Origin of the sequence: Peptacetobacter sp. (assembly GCF_029264495.1) — a bacterium.
Taxonomy (GTDB): domain Bacteria; phylum Bacillota; class Clostridia; order Peptostreptococcales; family Peptostreptococcaceae; genus Peptacetobacter.
The window spans coordinates 23,182-43,883 of the sequence record NZ_JARIBH010000007.1 but is presented as its reverse complement, the minus strand read 5'-3'; the positions used below and the strand labels follow the sequence as shown (position 1 = coordinate 43,883).

General features: G+C 26.7%; 23 protein-coding genes. 4 read left to right on the top strand and 19 right to left on the bottom strand.

The window, feature by feature from the left end:
* Positions 1 to 15 precede the first annotated feature (15 nt).
* The 9 genes from purH to Q1J78_RS00485 form a co-directional block, all read right to left on the bottom strand.
* On the bottom strand, positions 16 to 1,551 hold the full coding sequence (gene purH, locus Q1J78_RS00525) for a bifunctional phosphoribosylaminoimidazolecarboxamide formyltransferase/IMP cyclohydrolase (RefSeq protein WP_300280315.1): 1,536 nt from the start codon (positions 1,549 to 1,551) through the stop codon (positions 16 to 18).
* On the bottom strand, positions 1,544 to 2,140 hold the full coding sequence (gene purN / locus Q1J78_RS00520; protein ID WP_300280312.1) for a phosphoribosylglycinamide formyltransferase: 597 nt from the start codon (positions 2,138 to 2,140) through the stop codon (positions 1,544 to 1,546). Before purN ends, purH begins: the two co-directional genes overlap by 8 nt.
* Positions 2,134 to 3,210, bottom strand: a complete 1,077-nt coding sequence (purM, locus tag Q1J78_RS00515) for a phosphoribosylformylglycinamidine cyclo-ligase (protein WP_300280309.1) — start codon at positions 3,208 to 3,210, stop codon at positions 2,134 to 2,136. Before purM ends, purN begins: the two co-directional genes overlap by 7 nt.
* Positions 3,211 to 3,268: 58 nt before the next feature.
* Positions 3,269 to 4,624: an amidophosphoribosyltransferase gene (gene purF, locus Q1J78_RS00510; RefSeq protein WP_300280306.1), complete on the bottom strand. Its 1,356-nt coding sequence runs from the start codon at positions 4,622 to 4,624 to the stop codon at positions 3,269 to 3,271.
* A 97-nt stretch (positions 4,625 to 4,721) separates the two neighbouring features.
* Positions 4,722 to 5,198: a 5-(carboxyamino)imidazole ribonucleotide mutase gene (gene purE / locus Q1J78_RS00505; RefSeq protein ID WP_300280304.1), complete on the bottom strand. Its 477-nt coding sequence runs from the start codon at positions 5,196 to 5,198 to the stop codon at positions 4,722 to 4,724.
* A gap of 451 nt (positions 5,199 to 5,649) precedes the next feature.
* Positions 5,650 to 5,823 carry a hypothetical protein gene (locus Q1J78_RS00500; RefSeq protein WP_300280301.1) on the bottom strand — a complete coding sequence of 58 codons (174 nt, stop codon included), beginning with the start codon at positions 5,821 to 5,823 and terminating at the stop codon, positions 5,650 to 5,652.
* A 129-nt stretch (positions 5,824 to 5,952) separates the two neighbouring features.
* Complete coding sequence (locus Q1J78_RS00495) at positions 5,953 to 6,678, bottom strand: pentapeptide repeat-containing protein (RefSeq protein WP_300280296.1); 726 nt, start codon at positions 6,676 to 6,678, stop codon at positions 5,953 to 5,955.
* A 144-nt stretch (positions 6,679 to 6,822) separates the two neighbouring features.
* Positions 6,823 to 7,752, bottom strand: coding sequence for a CobW family GTP-binding protein (locus Q1J78_RS00490; RefSeq protein ID WP_300280293.1), 930 nt, complete (start codon positions 7,750 to 7,752; stop codon positions 6,823 to 6,825).
* A gap of 96 nt (positions 7,753 to 7,848) precedes the next feature.
* A complete protein-coding gene (locus Q1J78_RS00485; RefSeq protein ID WP_300280290.1) occupies positions 7,849 to 8,460 on the bottom strand; it encodes a DedA family protein in 612 nt (203 codons plus the stop codon).
* A gap of 279 nt (positions 8,461 to 8,739) precedes the next feature.
* On the opposite strand from Q1J78_RS00485, the gene Q1J78_RS00480 reads away from it, so the two are divergent.
* Together Q1J78_RS00480 and Q1J78_RS00475 are read left to right on the top strand one after the other, a co-directional pair.
* Positions 8,740 to 9,189 carry a LytTR family DNA-binding domain-containing protein gene (locus Q1J78_RS00480; RefSeq protein WP_300280287.1) on the top strand — a complete coding sequence of 150 codons (450 nt, stop codon included), beginning with the start codon at positions 8,740 to 8,742 and terminating at the stop codon, positions 9,187 to 9,189.
* A gap of 1 nt (position 9,190) precedes the next feature.
* Positions 9,191 to 9,856, top strand: a complete 666-nt coding sequence (locus Q1J78_RS00475) for a DUF4318 domain-containing protein (RefSeq protein ID WP_300280284.1) — start codon at positions 9,191 to 9,193, stop codon at positions 9,854 to 9,856.
* Positions 9,857 to 9,938: 82 nt separating this feature from the next.
* Here Q1J78_RS00475 and hcp read toward each other — a convergent pair whose 3' ends face one another.
* Positions 9,939 to 11,585, bottom strand: coding sequence for a hydroxylamine reductase (gene hcp, locus Q1J78_RS00470; RefSeq protein ID WP_300280281.1), 1,647 nt, complete (start codon positions 11,583 to 11,585; stop codon positions 9,939 to 9,941).
* Positions 11,586 to 11,666: 81 nt separating this feature from the next.
* On the bottom strand, positions 11,667 to 12,434 hold the full coding sequence (locus Q1J78_RS00465) for an ATP-binding protein (RefSeq protein WP_300280278.1): 768 nt from the start codon (positions 12,432 to 12,434) through the stop codon (positions 11,667 to 11,669).
* A gap of 201 nt (positions 12,435 to 12,635) precedes the next feature.
* Between Q1J78_RS00465 and Q1J78_RS00460 the strand changes: the two genes are divergently transcribed.
* Positions 12,636 to 13,316 (top strand): Crp/Fnr family transcriptional regulator, encoded by a 681-nt coding sequence (locus tag Q1J78_RS00460; RefSeq protein WP_300280275.1) that lies wholly within the window; start codon positions 12,636 to 12,638, stop codon positions 13,314 to 13,316.
* Between the two features lie 41 nt (positions 13,317 to 13,357).
* Here Q1J78_RS00460 and Q1J78_RS00455 read toward each other — a convergent pair whose 3' ends face one another.
* From Q1J78_RS00455 to Q1J78_RS00435, 5 genes are all read right to left on the bottom strand, one after another.
* Positions 13,358 to 13,969, bottom strand: coding sequence for a histidine phosphatase family protein (locus tag Q1J78_RS00455; RefSeq protein WP_300280272.1), 612 nt, complete (start codon positions 13,967 to 13,969; stop codon positions 13,358 to 13,360).
* A gap of 104 nt (positions 13,970 to 14,073) precedes the next feature.
* Entirely contained in the window at positions 14,074 to 14,865 is a 792-nt protein-coding gene (gene cobS / locus Q1J78_RS00450; RefSeq protein ID WP_300280269.1) for an adenosylcobinamide-GDP ribazoletransferase, read from the bottom strand.
* 51 nt (positions 14,866 to 14,916) lie between these two features.
* The gene (gene cobU / locus Q1J78_RS00445) at positions 14,917 to 15,474 is read right to left on the bottom strand and encodes a bifunctional adenosylcobinamide kinase/adenosylcobinamide-phosphate guanylyltransferase (protein WP_300280266.1); all 558 of its coding nucleotides are present in this window, start codon (positions 15,472 to 15,474) and stop codon (positions 14,917 to 14,919) included.
* Between the two features lie 28 nt (positions 15,475 to 15,502).
* Positions 15,503 to 16,549: a nicotinate-nucleotide--dimethylbenzimidazole phosphoribosyltransferase gene (cobT, locus tag Q1J78_RS00440; RefSeq protein WP_300280262.1), complete on the bottom strand. Its 1,047-nt coding sequence runs from the start codon at positions 16,547 to 16,549 to the stop codon at positions 15,503 to 15,505.
* A gap of 326 nt (positions 16,550 to 16,875) precedes the next feature.
* Positions 16,876 to 18,039, bottom strand: coding sequence for a S41 family peptidase (locus tag Q1J78_RS00435; protein ID WP_300280259.1), 1,164 nt, complete (start codon positions 18,037 to 18,039; stop codon positions 16,876 to 16,878).
* Positions 18,040 to 18,257: 218 nt separating this feature from the next.
* Between Q1J78_RS00435 and Q1J78_RS00430 the strand changes: the two genes are divergently transcribed.
* Positions 18,258 to 18,842, top strand: coding sequence for a 5-formyltetrahydrofolate cyclo-ligase (locus Q1J78_RS00430; RefSeq protein WP_300280256.1), 585 nt, complete (start codon positions 18,258 to 18,260; stop codon positions 18,840 to 18,842).
* Positions 18,843 to 18,871: 29 nt separating this feature from the next.
* Here Q1J78_RS00430 and acpS read toward each other — a convergent pair whose 3' ends face one another.
* The 3 genes from acpS to deoC form a co-directional block, all read right to left on the bottom strand.
* Complete coding sequence (gene acpS, locus Q1J78_RS00425) at positions 18,872 to 19,246, bottom strand: holo-ACP synthase (RefSeq protein ID WP_300280253.1); 375 nt, start codon at positions 19,244 to 19,246, stop codon at positions 18,872 to 18,874.
* A 14-nt stretch (positions 19,247 to 19,260) separates the two neighbouring features.
* Positions 19,261 to 19,728 carry a CBS domain-containing protein gene (locus Q1J78_RS00420; protein WP_300280250.1) on the bottom strand — a complete coding sequence of 156 codons (468 nt, stop codon included), beginning with the start codon at positions 19,726 to 19,728 and terminating at the stop codon, positions 19,261 to 19,263.
* A gap of 306 nt (positions 19,729 to 20,034) precedes the next feature.
* Positions 20,035 to 20,670 carry a deoxyribose-phosphate aldolase gene (gene deoC, locus Q1J78_RS00415; protein ID WP_300280247.1) on the bottom strand — a complete coding sequence of 212 codons (636 nt, stop codon included), beginning with the start codon at positions 20,668 to 20,670 and terminating at the stop codon, positions 20,035 to 20,037.
* Between the last annotated feature and the right edge of the window lie 32 nt (positions 20,671 to 20,702).

Here is a 20,702-nt window from a genome sequence, read left to right as displayed (position 1 = left end):
TACTCTCCTTATTGATTAGTGTTTAAAGTGTCTTACTCCTGTAAATACCATAGACATATCAAATTTGTCACAAGCTTCTATTGAATCATTATCTCTTATTGATCCACCTGGTTGTACAATAGCTTTTATTCCAAATTCATGAGCCAATGTTACGCAATCATCAAATGGGAAGAATGCATCTGAAGCTAATACTGCTCCTGTAAAGTCTTTTTCATCTTTATTATTTTCTAATGCATTTTTTAATGCCCATATTCTTGAAGTCTGACCACAACCTAATGCAAGAGTCTGACCATCTTTAACAACTGCTATAGCATTTGATTTCATATTTTTAACTATTTTCATACCAAATTTCATATCTTCTAATTCTTTTTCTGTTGGTTCTAATTTAGTTACTGTTTCATATTTATCTGCTAATTTAACATCTTTATCTTGAATTAAAAGTTTTCCATCAAGATATTTCATTTCATATTTTTGTTTGCTATCTTCTATTTTAGCAAGTTTTAATACTCTAAGATTTTTCTTAGTTCTTAAAACTTCTAAAGCTTCATCTGTAAAATCATATGCAACTACTATTTCAAGGAATATTTTATGAAGTTCTTCAGCTGTAGCTTTATCAACTGTAGAAGTTATACCAACTATTCCTCCGAATATAGAAGTTTTATCAGCTTCATAGCATTTTGTGTATGCTTCTAATGCTGTTTCTCCTAACGCAACTCCACATGGATTTGTGTGTTTTATAGCTACTGCAGCTACTTCTTTGCTATCTTTAAACTCTCTCATAACTTCTAAGCATCCATGTAAGTCATTTAAATTGTTGAAAGATAATTCTTTTCCATTTAACTGTTCATAGTTTAATATTGGATTTTTAGCATTTGGCTGAGAGTATAGTATTCCATTTTGATGTGGATTTTCACCATATCTTAAAGTCTGTTCTTTTTGGAAAGTAAGATTTAAGAACTCTGGATATTCTTCTCCAACTTGTTCAGCAAAGTAAGTTGATATCATTGCGTCATATCTTCCTGTAGTTGAAAATGCTTTATATGCTAATTTTCTTCTCTCTTCTTCTGATAATTCACCTTTTCTAAGCTCTTCTATTATAAGATCATAATCTTTTATGTCTGTAACAACTATAACATCTTTATAATTTTTTGCAGCAGATCTTATCATTGAAGGTCCACCGATATCTATATTTTCTATCATTTCATCGTGGCTTTTTCCTGCTTTTAAAGTTCCTTCAAAATCATAAAGGTTAACACATACAAGATCTATTGAATTTATTTTATGTTCTTTTACTGTTTCTACATGAGATTCTAAATCTCTTCTGTAAAGTATTCCACCATGTATAAATGGATTTAAAGTTTTTACTCTACCATCTAATATTTCTGGAAATTTAGTAACATCTTCAACCTGCATTACATTTACTCCATTTTCTTTTAGGATTTTAAATGTATTACCTGTAGAAATTATTTCAAAATCAAGTTCATTTAATGCTTTTGCAAATTCAACTACTCCTGTTTTGTCTGTTACGCTTATTAAAGCTCTCTTACTCATTTATATATACTCTCCTTCCATCAACTTTTATTTTGTCTTCACATAAAAGTGCTACACTTTTTTTAAGTATCTTATGTTCTACTTTAAGTACTCTAGCAGCTAGAGTATCTGCATCATCATTTTGTTCTACTATTACAGCTTCTTGCATTATTATTGGACCCTCATCTGCTCCTTCTGTTACAAAGTGAACTGTAGCTCCAGTAACTTTTGCTCCATAATCTAAAACTCCTTGATGAACTCTTTTCCCATAATACCCCTTTCCGCAGAAAGAAGGTATTAGAGAAGGGTGAATATTTACTATTTTATTGCTAAATTCATTTACAAATTCTGAGCTAATTATTTTTAAATATCCAGCCATTACTATTACATCTATTTCTTTTTCTTTTAATATCTCTATTACTTTTTTTTCATCATTTTCAAAAATAGCTTCTATGTTATGTTTTCTCGCTCTCTCAAGACCATACGCATTTTCTTTATTAGAAATTACTACTTTTATCTGACCATTTATTTCTCCATTTTCTGTTGCATCTATTATTGATTGAAGATTTGTTCCTCCACCTGATACTAAAACAGCAATATTTTTTAGCATAATTCTACTCCTTCATGAGTATCTACAACTTCACCTATAATATATGCATTATCTTCCATAAGGTCAGCATATTTTTCTTCAACAAAGCATTTATTATCGCTTGGTCTAGCATTTATGTAATCTACAACACTTTGAGCATCTTCTTTGTTCACTATAAGAACAAGTCCTATACCCATATTGAAACTTTTGTGTAATTCTCTCTGCTCAACAGCATTGAATCCTTCTATCATTTTGAATATTGGTGGTTTTTCCCATGATTTAGTGTTTATATTAAGTCCTAATCCTTTTGGTATAACTCTTGTTATATTTTCTATAACACCACCACCAGTTATATGTGATATTGCTTTTATATTGTGTTTTTCTATTAAATCTAGTGCTAATTTAACATATATTTTTGTTGGAGTAAGTAGTGCTTCACCTACTGTCATTCCTAATTCTTCAACATATTGATCCATATCATATTTAAATTCTTCTAAGAATATTTTTCTTATAAATGAGAATCCATTTGAATGTATACCACTTGAAGTTATACCTACTAAAACGTCTCCAGCTTTTACATCTTTACCAGTTACAACTTTTGATTTATCTGCTATACCAACAGCAAATCCTGCTAAGTCGTAATCTTCTTCTCCGTACATTCCTGGCATTTCAGCAGTTTCGCCACCGATTAATGCACAGCCAGACATTTTACATCCATTCGCTACACCTTCAACTATTTTTTCTATATGTTCTGGAACTAATTTTCCAAGAGCTATATAGTCAAGGAAGAATAATGGTCTAGCACCTTGGCATATAAGGTCATTAACACTCATTGCAACTAAATCTATACCAACTGTATGATGTATGTCCATCATCTGAGCTATTTTTAATTTTGTTCCAACTCCATCTGTTGCTCCCATTATAACTGGTTCTTTCATTCCTGAAAATTCAGCTATACTATAAAGACCACTGAAGTTACCTAAATCTCCTATTACATTATCATCATATGTTTCTTTTATTTTTCCTTTTATTAGGTCTACTGCTCTATTACCTTCGTCTATATTTACTCCTGAAGCTTTGTATGTTAGCATTATTAATTTCCTCCTAGATTTGCTTTTTATTTACCAAAACCGACTTTAAAACTTTCACTTATTTATCTATTTTTTTTACTGCATAATCTCCATCAAAACAAGCTTTACAGAATGTATTCATTCCTTTAGCTGCTTCCTTCATTCCTTCAGAAGATATGAATTTTAATGTATCACATCCTATGTATTCTCTCATTTCTTCTACTGAATGATCTGATGCAAGTAAACTTTCTCTTGTTGGTGTATCTATTCCATAATAACAAGGATATTTTACTGGAGGTGAAGTTATTCTTAAATGAACTTCCTTAACTCCCGCCTGTCTTAATGATTTAACTAGCTGTTTAGAAGTTGTACCTCTTACAATTGAGTCATCTACTAATATTATAGATTTACCTTTTAATGCTGGTACTAGTGGGTTTAATTTTATTCTAACAGCTATTTCTCTTTCTTCTTGTGTTGGTTTTATAAAAGTTCTACCAACATATCTATTTTTTACTAATCCTTCACTTAACTGTAAGCCACTGGCATTTGCATAACCAATAGCACCTGCCCAACCTGAATCAGGAACTGGAACAACACAATCAGCTTTTACATCTTCATCTTTTGCAAGATAAGCACCACAATTTATTCTAAATTCATATGCGTTTAAATCATCTAATGTTGCATCATTTCTAGCTATATATATGTGTTCAAATATACAGCTTTTTTTAACTGGTTTATATGTATCTGAATAATTGTAAGATTTTAATTCTCCATCTTTTATAACTATTATTTCTCCTGGTTCAACATCTCTTATTACTTCTCCACCTAGTATTTCTATTGCACTATTTTCAGAAGCAATTAAATATTCATTTCCTTTTTTACCTAAAAGAAGTGATCTAAATCCATGAGGATCTCTAACTGCAACTAGAGAATCATCACATATTATAGCTAATGTATAAGACCCTTTTATATAATCCATAGTAACTTTTACAGCTTCAACTATATCACCTTTATAATATCTAGCTAGAATGTGAAGTATAACCTCTGCATCTGAATTAGTTTGGAACATAAATCCTTCTTCTTCCATTGTTTCTCTAAGATAATTTGCATTAACTAAACTTCCATTATCAACTATTGCAAGATTTCTATTTCTACAGCTTCCTACGAATGGCTGTGTATTTGCAATGTGATTGTGTCCAACTGAAGAAGATCTAACGTGTGCTATCCCAAGATTTCCATTATAATTTTTTAATTCGTCTTCTTTAAAAGCATCTCCAACTAAACCTTTTTCTTTTTTATAAACTATTTCTTTTTTCTCAGAATCGTAAACAGCCATACCACAACTTTCTTGACCTCTATGTTGCATAGAATAAATTCCATAATATAGCTCTTTTGATACTTTATTATCTGAGTAAATACCTACTATTCCGCTCATACACTCACTCCTTTTATAAATATCTATTTTAAAATTTTTATTACTTTCTATTTTTAATTTTTAATTATTTCTCAATTTATAACTCTAAATTTTTTAATTATATATTTAAGCTTTCATCATCTTCAAGAACTTTTTTAGCCATTTCATCTCTGTATGATTTTAACTGTTCTTTTAATTTAGGATATTTTAATGACATCATCTGTATAGCCATTAATGCAGAGTTTAAACCACCATCTATAGCTACTGTAGCTACTGGTATACCTTTTGGCATTTGAACTATTGATAATAGCGAATCTAGTCCATCCATAGTTGATGATTTTATTGGAAGCCCAACTACTGGAATTAATGTCTGTGCTGCTATAACACCTGGAAGATGTGCTGCTTTACCAGCTGCTGCTATTATTACATCTGTATTGTCTTCTAGCCCTTCTAAACATTCTGTTAACTGAACCGGTGTTCTATGAGCAGATAAAGCTCTGACTACTACTTCTATACCAAATTCTTTTAATACTTTTATTCCTTCTTCTACTTTTGGAAAATCTGATTTAGATCCCATTATTACTGCAACTTTCATTATTCTTCCCTCTCCTTTATATCTCTCTTTTAATCTCAGTCAAAAATTCGTATCATTATACGAACTATTATATATAAATATTATATTAATATCCATATATTATCAATATATTTTTTGTTTTTTTTTGAAATAATTAAAAATTTTTTAAAATTCAAGTGATTATTGTTCGTGTTTTTGGTGTTTATAGCGATATTTTATAATTTTTATTCGTATTTTCAATTTTAAAGTCTCAAAATTCAATTAATTTAAAATATAGTTCATAAATTGTATATTTGAAGTGTATTTTATATATTTCCATTTTTATATTACTAATTCCTCTTTTTTTAAAGATAATATTTTTTAATAAAAATAAAGCGTCAAGTACCGTCATTTATTTGAAGCAGCACTCAACGCTTTTTAGGCAATTTTATATCTAATTTTTAATAATTAAAATCAATTTATGTATTTGTACTTAAAATAACCATGTTACAAGAGCTACTACTCCAATATAGAAAACTATTAAAAGTACTCTTTTCATAACTTTTGAAAGTTTTAAATCTTTATTTATTTTATCAACAATCATATTTGAAGCTAAACATAATATACATATAGCAAAAAGTCTTTTCAACATTATTATTGTGTTCATCTTTTATCCACCTTTCATAGCAACTCGAATTATATATTAACATATTATAGCTACTATGTCTATTATATAAATTAAACTACATCAATTTTAACTATTAATTTCTGATAAACTTTATAACTTATCTTAATCCTAACTTATACTCATTAAATATCCAAGAGCTTCTTCTTTAGTCATAAAAAAATGAATTCCACCTGTAGAATCTCTCCATCTATCAGGATTGAATCCTTTTGCATATACCATTTCTCCAACTTTATATACAAAATCCCCATCTACATAAGATACAGCTTCATCAAATTTTTCTTTTTCATCTGAATCAGATATACTTATAACTTTTGCCTTATCACATCTACAAGTATTCATTGTTGAACTAGTTCTTCTTGCATCTGCTGGAATCAAAAGCCTAACAAGTCTTTTATTAAAACAAGTTTTCCATCCTAAAAAAGCTCCTGTTTCTGGACAAATCATTTTATAATGCTTTGTATTTTCATCTGTTTTTATTCCATCCATTTTTGCTTCTTCCAAATTTGCACAAAATATATCTGCTCCAGATAAATCTATATTTTCTAGATTTGTATATCTTAAATTTGTTCCATGCATTGTACAATTTTTAAAATTAGAATTGGATAAATCTGCATTTTCTAAAAAAACATTACTTAAATTAGAATTTTCAAAATTTACATGAGATAATCTTACATTTTTAAAGTCAGACCATTCAAAATCTATATTGCTCAAATCCATTCCTGTTAAATCTAATTCTTCAAATATCGTATTTTTTAAATCTATTTTTTCTTTTTTATCTCTTCTATTTTCCCTTAAAAATTGCTCTAAATCCTCTTTGAATAAAAACTTTTTCAATACAATCGCCACCTTTATGATATTTATAATTAATTTTATTATATATCATTGTTTTTCATATAAAAAGAGACCATTACTACAATTAAAATAATTGATAACAGTCTCTTTTAATAGTATTATTTCTGCATCTTTTCCAATTCTAAATTAGTTTTTTAATTTCATTTCTAATCCAACTATTTTTTCCCAGCTAGAAAAAATTTTTCTTATTATAGTTGGACCTTTTTTTGATATAAATACAAGTTGAGAACTTCCTTTATCTGTACAAGTTTTATAATCTATTTTCTTTCCAACTACATCGACTTGATTCCATCCATATTCTTTAATTTTAAAGAAGCCTTTCATCCTATACACATCTTCTGTCATCTCTTCAAGAAATTGTGTTAATTTTGTTTTTTCTATTTCTCCCTCAAAGTTTAAAAATAATGTCTTCGGTTTTGTATCTATAGAATTTATAGATTCTTCAGATTCTGCCCATTTGTATTTCATTAAATCTTCTTCTAAAAAGGAATAATCCATTATTCCATTTACACTTTTTTCAATTTTACAAATAGGATTTATTTCTTTTATTTTTTCAAAAATCGTATCGAATTTTTCATCTCCACATATATCAGTTTTAGTTATTACTGCCATATTACAATGTTTTATCTGTCTTTCAACTGTCTCATCTTCTTTTAATTGATTATCTAAATTTAAAGCATCAACTATACATATAGATCCTCTAAAATCATATTTATCACCTGCAACAACTTTTACAGCTTTTAAAATTTCATCTAAATTTGATGGATCTCCTATTCCAGAACTTTCTACAAACATATATTCAAAATTATTTTCACTCATATCTGAAAGAGCTTGTACAAAATTTAATTTTAAACAAGAGCAAAATATAGAACCTCTATTCAATTCTACCATTTGAATTCCATCTTTTTTTAATATTTCGCCATCTATGCTTATTTTACCTATCTCATTTTGTATAACACCAATTTTATTATTCTCAAGTTTTTTTAACATTTCAAGAAGAATAGTTGTCTTTCCTGAACCTAAAAATCCTGTAAATAAATATAGTTTTGTTTTCATATATTCCACCTCATACATTGATATATATCGATATTTTAAATTATACATTTTATATCGATATACGTCAATGTGTATTGATATTTTACTCTGGTCTATCTATATCTTATTCTTATTTTTATAAAATATGAATGAAAATATTATTAAAACAATAGGTATTAAACTAAATATAATAAGAGAATACATATCCATATATTTTACAATTCTATTCCATGTATTTCCAAGCATACTTCCAACTTGAACAAGAACCGTATTCCATATTATTGTCCCTGCTGCTGTAAACAATAAAAATTTTCCGAGTTTCATCTTAGATGTTCCCGCTGGAACTGATATTATACTTCTTACTATTGGTGCAAATCTAGCAAAAAATACTGTTCTATACCCATGTCTTTTGAACCAATTTTCAGCCTTTTTTAAGTTTTCTCTTTTTAATCTCAAAGTTCTCCCTAATTTACTATTTATTAGAGTATTTATTCTTTCAGCACTTATCAAATATCCTATATAATACAATATTATTGCTCCAATCAAAGAACCTAGTGTAGCAGCTAATATAACTCCAAATTTTTTAATACTTGTATATGTTGTAGAAAAACCTCCAAATGCCAATACTATTTCTGATGGTATCGGTGGAAAAATATTTTCTATCGCCATTAAAAATAATATTCCTATATATCCAAATTCATTTATTACTTCTATAATACTTTCTTCCATCTATAGCTCCTTTCCAAAATATATCTATACTAAAATATAAATTTTTAAATATAATTTAATTTATTTGTATACTCTCAATATTATACCTTAATTAAATTTCTTATTCCACTTTTAAGAATTATTATAAATGTTTTACATTCATTTATATATTTATCTTCTAATCCAAATACTTACCTCTTATACATAATTTTCTTACCTCTTATTTATTTTTTATGGACATAGATTTATCTTTAAGTTATGATTATCTCAAATCATAATTACTTTTACGGAGGTCTTATTTTGAAAGTTAAAGTTAATAATATAGATGAAATTTTTGAAGAAAATGCTATTTTAAATTTGCATAAATCAAATAAATATTCTGATGAAATTGTATCCTTTTTAGAAAAAGAAAATTTTAGAATGGAAACTATTGTCTGTACAAAGGATGGAAAATTTCATTATATTCCTTTTTTTGAGATAGTTTTTATAGAAAGTTATAAAAATATACAAATAGTACATACTCAGACAAATTCTTATAATTGTAGCAAAAGATTATATGAACTAGAAAAGATACTTCCAAAGCATTTTTCTAGGATTTCTAAATCTACTATTTTAAACTTAAAGTTTGTAAAAATATATAAACCTGCTCCAAGTGGACTTATGAAGGCTAAACTTATAAATAATAAAGATGTTTATATTTCTAGACACTATGTAAAAAAAGTAAAAGAATTTTTATCTGGAGGAAAATAAAATGAAGAATACATTATATTTAATCAAAAATAATTATAAAGAGTATATAAAAAATTCTATTATCTATGGTTCTTATTTAGGCTTTATTATATTTTCAATTTTTATGCTTTTAGTTTTTATAATGAATATTGAAAATGTTGTATCTAATCAAAGTTTAGCTCCAATATTTTTTATTTTATCTTTAACTATTGGATTCTTTATTATATTTTTTAGAAATATAAATCAAGATATTCGATATAATTACAATATCTTAAATGGTATTAGTGGAATTTACTGGATTATGATAATTACATTCTTTATTCCTGTTTTATCTATTATTACTCCTTTTATATTTAAATTATTTATAAATTCTACAATAGTTACAATTCTATCTATGTGGTTTTTAGAATACTTATATCTAAAAAATACTGCAAATGACTTAAATACTTTTAATTCTTCTAAAAAATATAAAACTATTTATATAGAGCTAAATAAAAAGATAAATTCTGTAGATGAGTTTTTAGAAGAACTAGATAGATATTGTTTGCAATTTGAAAATGTGGAATATATATCTTTAGGTATACCAACTAAATTAAAAATAGATAATGTACTATATGAAGCCGATATAACAGAATATTATAGTATAATTGGTACTCCTATCATAGCCATATCACTAAAAACTTTATAAACAAAAAGAGGATATTATATACATATTAAGTAATATTTTGTATATTATATCCTCTTCTTTTACTTAGATTATTCTCTTAAATTTATTTTATTAAATTTTCTATATCTTCTTCTACTGTTCCTATTCCAGCTATTCCAAAATTATCTACAAGGAATTTAGCAGTATCTTCAGTTAAAAATGCTGGTAGAGTTGGACCTAAGTGTATATTTTTTACTCCTAAATATAAAAGAGCTAATAATACTATTACAGCTTTTTGTTCATACCAAGCTATATTATATACTATTGGAAGGTCATTTATATCTTCAAGTCCAAATACTTCCTGTAATTTCATTGCTATTACTGCAAGTGAATAAGAATCATTACATTGTCCAGCATCTAATACTCTCGGTATTCCACCTATATCTCCTAAGTCTAATTTATTATATCTATATTTTGCACATCCCGCTGTAAGTATCACTGTATCTTTTGGTAGAGCTTTTGCAAATTCTGTATAATAACTTCTTCCTTTTTGTCTACCATCACATCCTGCCATAACTACAAATTTTTTGATTGCACCAGACTTAACTGCATCTACAACTTTGTCCGCTAATTGCATAACCTGATTATGTGCAAATCCACCAACTATTTCTCCATTTTCTATTTCTTTTGGAGGATTACATCTTTTTGCATGCTCGATTATTTCTGTAAAATCTTTTACTTCCCCATATCCACCTTCTATGTGTTTACATCCTTCAAATCCAACAGCACTTGTAGTATATACTCTTTCTTTATAACTTTCTGATGGTGGTACTAAACAGTTTGTAGTAAGAAGTATTGGACCATTAAATGATTCAAACTCTTCTTTCTGTTTCCACCAAGCATTTCCATAGTTTCCTACAAAGTGGTCATATTTTTTAAATGCTGGATAGTAATTTGCTGGTAACATTTCAGAATGTGTATACACATCTACGCCTGTTCCTTCAGTCTGTTTTAATAACTGCTCTATATCTTTTAAATCATGTCCTGATACTAATATTGCAGGATTATTTCTAACACCTATGTTTACTTTTGTTATTTCTGGATTTCCATAAGTGCTTGTATTCGCATTATCTAAAAGTGCCATAGCTTCTACACCATATTTTCCAGTTTCCATAACTAAATTTATTAATTCTTCTTGTGTTAATTTATCATCTGTAGTATCTCTAAGTGTTTTCTGTAAAAATGCATCTATTTCTTCTTTTTCAAATCCTAATACACCTGCATGTTTTAAATATGCTGCCATTCCTTTTAATCCGTATATTATAAGTTCTCTAAGACTTCTTATATTCTCATCTTCTGTATCTAATATACCGACATTTTCAGATTTAATTTTTAATTTTTCATCATCTTTTTCATTATAAATAGCATATTTTGAAAGAGATGATTTATCTTCTAATTCAGATATCAATAATTCTTTTTCATCTATTATATTTTTTATTTTATTTATTATTACTTTATCATCAAAATTTGCATTTGTTATTGTTGTAAATAGCGAATCCCTAATCATTCTATCTATTTTCTTATCTACTATTTTCCCTTTTTTTCTCATTTCTGTTGTAACTTCAGATATTCCTTTAGTAACATATATTAATAAATCTTGAAGGTTTGCTGTAGATGCTTTTTTCCCACAAACTCCATTTATTTTACATCCTGAACATCCTGCTGTTTCCTGACATTGGAAACAAAACATTTTACTATCTATTGTTTTCATATTTTTCTCCTATCATATTATCTATTTTTTATAATATTTTTATTTTAAATTTTTATTTTTGTATTTATAATTATTATTTATTTACTCAATTATAAATCCATCAGTACTTATAGTGACTACCTGCCAAGGTATAAATTTACCACTACCTTTCATAGCAGCTATTGCAGCTCTTTCTATCCCTTTACAACAAGGTACTTCCATTTTTACTATTTTCACACTTTTTATATCATTATTTTTTATTATCTCAGTTAATTTTTCAGAGTAGTCACCTTCATCTAATTTTGGACATCCTATTAGTGTTATATGACCTTTTATAAAATCTTCATGGAATTTTGCATATGCATAAGCAGTACAATCTGCAGCTATAAGCAGTTTTGCTCCATCGAAATAAGGTGCATTTATAGGTGCCAATTTTATTTGAACTGGCCATTGTGATAAAGCACTAACTGATTCTTCTAAGTTAGATACATTTCTTTTGACATTTAGCTCTACTCTATTAGGTTTATTTTCAAGTATACTGTCTCTTTTTATAGCTTTACTTTGACTTCCAGGACATCCACAAGGTAATTTTTCTCCTTGTTTATTATTTATAATTGATTTTTCTCTTTTTCTTTCTTCCATTCTTTTTTTTACAGCTTCTTCATCGTATTCTGCTGCTTCTCTTTCTTCAAAAGATATTGCTCCTGTTGGACATACAGGAAGGCAATCCCCAAGTCCATCACAATAGTCATCTCTTAAAAGTTCTGCTTTACCATTTATCATACCTATTGCACCCTCATGGCAAGCATCTGCACAAAGTCCACAACCATTACATTTTTCTTGATTTATATTTATTATTCTTCTAATCATAATCTTCCTCCAAAATTTATAGTTATATATTTTTATATTTTACTTTAATTTATTTCGTGAATATATTATATTAAATTATAGAAATAAATTACGTTGTTTTTACAACGTAATTATAAATATTTTATTTTTATAATATTATTTATAGTTTATAAATTTTTTATTGAATATAATACTTTTAAGATAATAGAGAGGATTGATTTTATGAATTTAGACAAACAGAATATTGAAACTTTAAAAAAGTCAATTATATTTAGAGGAATAAATGAAAAAGATATAATTTCTATGATGTCTTGTTTATCTGCTCAAAAAAAATTTTATAGAAAAGGAACATATATTTTAAATCAAGGCGAGTGTATAGATTATTTATGTTTAATTTTATCTGGATCTGTTAGTATTGAAAATACAGATATTTGGGGAAAAAGAAAAATATTTTCTAATTTATCTTCAAGTGATATTTTTGCAGAAAGTTATGCTTGTGTTGTAAACGAACCTCTTATGGTCGATGCTGTTGCAACATCAGATTGTGAAATACTAACAATAAATATGAATAAAATTATTACTACATGTCCATCTGCTTGTTCTTTTCATAATTTTTTAATAAAAAATATGTTATCTGTTTTCGCTATGAAGAACATCTCTTTTACAAGAAAGTTAGAACATATTACACAAAAGAACACAAGAGAAAAAGTACTATCTTATCTGAATTATATTTCTTCAAAAAATAATTCTACTTCTTTTGAAATCCCTTTTAATAGAGAACAATTGGCAGACTATCTCTCTGTTGATAGAAGCGCTTTATCTTCAGAACTTTCTAGAATGAAATCTGATGGACTAATTTCTTTTAAAAAGAATAAATTTACTATAAATATAGATAAGGAGTAGTTATTTAACTACTCCTTATCTATATTTATTTAATTTATATTTTATAAATTTAATTTGGTTAAAACTGGAAAACCAAAATCTATTTCTACTATTGTAATCTTTGCATTACTAATTTTAAAATTCCAATGATTTTTATAAGTTTTATTTATCAAATATGATAATATGTTTCTTATGCTTCCACCATGTGCGCATATTATAGCTGTTTGATTTTCAATTATATCATCAACTATAAAATCTATTGCTTTTTTATTTTTTTCATATGCATCTATTGCGTTTTCTCCATTTGGATATTTATATTCAAATCCTTCCTCGCATAGTTTCTTGTATTCTATAGGGTATTCTTTTTTTATATATTCAAAATCCTTGCCTTCAAAATCTCCAAAATCAATTTCTGATAAGCCTTCTATTTTTTTTATTTGTATATTATTTTTACATGCAAACTCTTTTATTGTATCTTCCGTTCTTTTAGAGTTTGATGTATATATTTTATCTATTGATATTCCTTTTTTTAAAAATAACTCATCTAATTTTTTATTTAAACTATCTATTTCTAAAAGCCCTTTTTCACTTATTTTAGCTTCTATTCTACCTGATAAAACTTTTTTTTCATTTGAAATAGTTGTAGCGTGTCTTATTAATATTAATCTTTTCATATATAACTCCATTTTATTTCCCAAGAAATATAATACTTTATAAAAAATATAGAGAGGAAAATCCTCTCCACATTTCTTATCTTATTAATTACATTATTCTATATTTAGAATAATAATACCGCAGAAATATAAACGACTATTATAAATACTATCTCTGCAACTTCTATTCCGTATCCTAAAACATCCCCTGTTATTCCACCAATTTTTTTAATTGAACTCTTTTTTATTAAACTTTCAACTAAAGCAGTTATTACTATTCCTATAAATATACATCCCATAGGAGCATACATTCCAGTTATTTGCATACCATTTATTAGATATAAAAATCCTGCCAATATTATCATAGTATAAACAAATCCAATAATGATCATTGAATTTGTAGCCTTACCTATAAATACATTTCCCATTCCATTTTCTCTTGGACTTTCTGTTTTCTTTGCAAGTAAAATAACTACAAGTCTTGATATAGCCGGCATTGCAACTATCATATAAGACATCCCCCGATTTAAAAATGTAGTTATAATTCCCACTTTTATAAGTATATTGAATAATATTGCTAATAGAGAGTTTGTTCCTAATCTGGAATCTTTCATAATTTCCAGCATCTTTTCTTTGTCCCTATTACTGAAAAAAGCATCTGCTGTATCTCCCAATCCATCTAAATGAAGACCACCTGTAATAATTACTTCTAAAAATACGACCATTATAGATATAACAAGTGCATCACCTGGCAATAATATCCCCAATAATAAACTTACAACATACATTATTAAACCGATGATAAATCCTATTAGTGGAAAATAGTACATTCCTTTGTAAAATTCTTCATCAAATTCTCCACTTGTTCTAACAGGTATTCTAGTTAAGAACCGTAAAGTATTTAAAAATCTTTTCATTACATTACTTCCTTTCAGATATACTTCTTTAAAATTTTATTATACAAACCTTTATTTTATCTTAATAGGTATTCCACTTACAATTAAATACGCTTCATCACTATTTTCAGCTACATATTGATTAACCTTCCCTGCAATATTTGAGTATATTCTTGTAAGCTTATTGTCTGGAACTACCCCCATACCTATTTCATTTGTTACAAACACAAAATATAACTCTGTTTTTCTTATCATTTCAATTAATTTTATAAATTGCTCTAATATGTATTTTTCCATTTTTTCTAATTCTTTTTTTGAAAGTTCTTGAGGATTCATATCAAACTTAAACATAAGATTATTTACCATAAGTGTAATACAATCTAACATAACAGTATTACATTCTTTTGATATATTCTCTATTAATTTATATATATCTTCATATACCTCATATGTTTTCCAATCAGATGGTCTTCTATCTTTGTGTTTTTTTACTTTTTCTTTCATTTCCTCATCAAATGGGATAGATGTTGCTATGTATACTGTTTTATCTTTTCTTTTTTCACAAATTGATTCTGCAAATGCACTTTTTCCTGATTTTGCACCACCTGTTACAAAAATAATTTTACTCATTTATCTACCTCTAAAATAATTTTTAATCTTAAATTTTCATACCGACTTCTTCAAAAGTAGCCATATTATTATATGTAAATATAGATGCATCTATTATATTAAACGCTAAAGCTGCTCCACTACCTTCTCCCAATCTCATATCCATATTTAATATTGGATCTAAATTCAACATTTTAAGTGCTGCATCACTTCCAGGTTCATTTGATTTATGAGATGCTATTAAATAATCTCTTGTTCCAGGATTTATTTTGTATGCTATAAGTGCTGCTGCATAAGATATAAATCCATCTATAACAACAGGTATTCTATTTGCTGCACATCCCATTATAACCCCTGTCATAGCACCTATTTCAAATCCACCTATCTTTTCAAGCACTTCTATTCCATCTGTAGGATTTGGATTATTTAACTCTATAGCTTTTCCTATAACTTGTGCCTTATGTTTTATTTTTTCTTCAGAAAGACCTGATCCACTTCCTGTTATCTCTTCTGGTAATTTTCCAGTCATAACAGAAATTATTGCTGTACTAGGTGTAGTATTCGCTATTCCCATTTCTCCTATACCTATTATTTTATAATCTTTTACTATACATTCTTCAGCAATTTCTATACCTATTTCTATAGATTCTACCGCCTCTTCTCTTGTCATAGCTGGTCCTTTTGCTATATTTGATGTTCCTTTTCTTATTTTTCTGTTTATCACACCTTCAAGTTCTTCATCACAGTTTATACCTACATCAACAGCTATAATATCTGAACCTACATATTTTGAAAGTGATCCAACTCCACATATTCCTTTTTTAAAATTAGGGAATTGAATTTTGGTAATTTCTTGTGAATTTGGAGCGACTCCTTCTTCATAAACTCCATGATCTGCTCCAAAAGCTATTATCGCTTTTTTAGGTATTGTAAATTTCTCTGTTTCATATATACCAGCAATTTGTATACATATATCTTCAACTTTTCCTAGACTTCCTTTTGGATGTATAAGAGTATCCCATCTTTTTTTTGCTGCATCCATACTCCTATTATTCAAAGGATAAATATTTCTTGAAATACTGCTTAATAAATGCATTATATCACCTCTAATAATTATTTTTATTTATTCGTTATATTTCTTTACGTCAAAGAACTGTCACATATAAAATGTAGACAGTTCTTTATTTATTTACTCTCTATATACTTTTTAATAAGCTCTAAAAGTTCTTTTCTATCCACTTCAGAGTTTTCCTTTTTCTTTTTATATTCCTCAAAATATAAAATTTTGTTTTCAGATTCTTCCATAAGCTCACTTCCTAATTCAATATAAAATATTAAAATCAAATAGTATAAATTTCGAATCCCTTTAATTGTTTTATTCTATATATTTGAGAAATTATCCTTTATTTTATTTATAATAATTTATTTTTTATTATTTATATATTCAACTGCTCTTTGTAACTGTTTTTCTCTATTTTTTTCTTCTATAGTTGGTTTTATTCCTTTTTTGTGTATTGTTTTTCCATCTGGTGTAAAATACTGCTCTGTTGTTAATTTATATCCAGTTCCATCTTTTAAACTTATAACAGATTGTACTATTCCCTTTCCAAATGTCTTTGTTCCTACTGAAATACCTGCTTTATTTCCAAGTATAGCTCCTGTTAAGATTTCAGATGATGATGCTGTATTTTCATTTGTAAGTATAACTATAGGAAGTCCCAATTTATTTTCATCTGATACTTCTGTTTTTCTATCTCCATTTCTATCTTCTGTATATACTATTGTTCCTTTTCCTATAAGTGTATCTGCTATTTCACAGCATTTATCTACAAGTCCACCACCATTATCTCTTAAATCTAAAATAAGAGCTTTCATATTTTCTTTTTTTAATTTATCTAATGCTTTATTGAAATCTTTTGGAGTATTTTCTACAAATGTAGATAACTCTATATATCCTATATTATCTTTAAGCATCTTTGAGCTAACACTAGGTTCTGATACCTCAGCTCTTTTTATTTTGAAAGTCTTTATTTTTCCATCTCTTTTTACTGATACATCTACATAAGAATCTTTTTTACCCTTCATTATAGCTACAGCCTTATCAACTGTATCATATGTTACATATAAATCATCAACTTTATAAAGTACATCTCCTGCTCTTATTCCACTTTTATATGCTGGTCCTGTTTCCCAAGATTTTGCAATTGTCACAACACCATTTTCTGGATTTGATAATATCGTTACACCTATTCCAACAAAATTACCTGTAGATGAATCCATTACACTTTTCATCTCGTCTTTAGTAAAATATCCAGAGTATAAATCTCCTGTTCCTAAAAATAAACCTTTCATAGCTCCATCTATAAGGTCTTGTTCATTAACTTTTTTATAGTATGTTTTATTTATCATTTCTTCCATTGCTATTAATTTATTGAATTTTTTGTACTTTTCATAATCTCCTTTAGGAACTACAGTTACTAATCCTAATGATACCTCTCCTAAAATAGTTGCACATACTGTAATTACTATAGTCAAAAGTATTGTTATAATCTTATTTTTATTGAATTTACATTTCAATACGACCATCTCCTTATAACCATTATTTTAGATATTTAATAATTGACTTTTTTTGTCATATATTCTATATTATTTTTAAATATTTCATTATATTTTTTTATTAATATTTATTGTATAATTAATATTTAATTTGTAATAGCTTAATTTTAACATATATTATAGAATTTTTTATGAAATATTTAAATTTTAGAGAGGTTGTGAATCATTTTTTACTCACAAATATAGATATGGAAAATAAAAATAAAAAAATCAAATTAAGAAAATCAATTATTGATATTAGAAATACATTGAGTGAAGAAAAAATAACTATATTATCTAATGAAATTTTAAAAAATTTCTTTGCAATTGAAGACATAAAAAACGCTTCTAAATTTATGCTCTATTCTGATTTTAGAAATGAAGTTAAAACAAGAGAAATAATAGAAATTTTAATAAAAAATAAAAAAGAAGTTTATCTACCAATCACAATAAAAGATGAAAAAAAAATTATTCCAAAAAGGGTTAATTTTCTTAATGACTTAAAAATTGGTTCTTATGGAATTTTAGAACCTAGTTATAGTTCTAGTTCTATTGATCCTTCTTTACTAGATGTCGTTGTTGTTCCAGGTTCTGTATTTGATATTTCAGGATATAGAATAGGATACGGTGGTGGATACTACGATAGGTTCTTAGAAAAAACAAATGCTATAAAAATAGGATTTGCATTTTCTTTTCAAGTGATAGATAATATTTTTCCTGAAAGTCATGATAAAAAAATGGATATTTTAGTAACTGAAAACGAGGTATTTAATTTCAAAAAAAATCATCTGTAATAGAATAGTTAATCTATTACAGATGATTTTTAATTGCTTAACGCTATTGCTGTTGCTGTTGCATATTCTTTACAATGAGACAAAGTCAATTTTATTTCATAAATATTATTATCTATACAAAATTTCTTAAAACCTCCATATGATTTTACATATGGTTTTCCTTTTTCATCTCTAAGAATTTCAATATCAATAAAGTTAAATCCTCTTATTCCTGTACCTATTGATTTGCTCACTGCTTCTTTTGCTGAAAATGTTGCAGCTATACTTTCCCGTTTCATTTTTCTTTTTTTAAAGTACTCTATTTCGTTTTCAGTAAATATTTTTTTTATAAATTTTTCATTTTCTATATTTTTTTTAATTCTATGTATTTCTATAATATCTGTTCCTATACCAAATATTTCCATAAATCTCCTACTTTTTATTTATCTGCATAAAGTGCTTTTATTATATCGTATCTACAAATAATTCCTTTTATTTTTCCTTCATCATCTACAACCGGAACTCTATTTATAGATTTTTTTATCATTATATTTGCAATATCATCAAACTTATCATCTTCATGTACAATTACTATATCTTCTGTCATAAGATCTACTACTTTATATGCGGCTATTTTTTTTAAATCTTTTTCAAGATTTTTCATATCATCTAAGAATATTAATCCTTGTAAAAAATTTATTACCCGAGGTGGTTCTATATATTTTTCTTTTTTTAATATATCTGTTTCTGAAATTATGCCTATAACTTTATTGTCTTCATCAACAACTGGAAGTCCACCTATTTTATCTTGTAAAAGCATTTTTGCTACATCAGATACTGTATCATCTTTTTTTGCTGTTTTTACATCTACTGTCATTATTTCTTTTGCTTTTAAATCATTCATCATTATCCTCACTCCTTGTTATAGTCATATTTCATATAATTTAAATATAACCTTTTAATTTAGATTTATCTTTTATTATATTCATCTTTATAGCTATAATTATACTACAATTTTTATTTAAATGTAGTATAATTAGAAACTAATTTAATTTTTTAGATTCTATTTAATAATTATTATAATAATTTAACTTTTCAATAATAAAAAAATGAGATTTCATTTAATAGAAATCTCATTTTTTTATTCATTTAATATATTTATATAAGGTTAACTTTATTACTACCAATTTATATTTTATTTTTTATAAATTTATTATTTTACTAATCTACTAGTTCCAAGTCTATCTGCACCAGCTTTTATAAATTCTTCCGCATCTTCAAATGTTTTTATTCCACCTGCTGCTTTTATTTTTAAATTAGGACCACAATTTTCTTTCATTAGTTTTACATCTTCTATTGTAGCTCCTCCTGTTGAAAATCCTGTTGATGTTTTTATATATTCAGCATTTGATTTTGTTACTACTTCACACATTTTTATTTTTTCTTCTTCTGTTAGTAAACATGTTTCTATTATTACTTTTAATAATTTACCATCACATGCTTCTTTTATTTCATTTATTTCTTTTAGAACTTCATCGTATTTTCCTTCTTTTACTAGTCCTATGTTTATTACCATATCTATTTCATCTGCACCATTTTTTACTGCATCTGCTGTTTCAAATACTTTTACTGCTGTTGTCATATTTCCATTTGGGAAACCTATTACTGTACATATTGGTAATTTACCTTCAGTATACTCTCTTGCTGCTTTTACAAAATATGGTGGTATACATACAGATGCTGCATCTCTTTTCATTCCTTCATCACATAATTGTTTTATCTGTTCCCATGTAGATGTCTGTTTTAATAATGTATGGTCTACTATTTTTATTATTTTACTCTGTTCCATTTTAAAATCTCCTTTTTATTTTTTATTAAGAT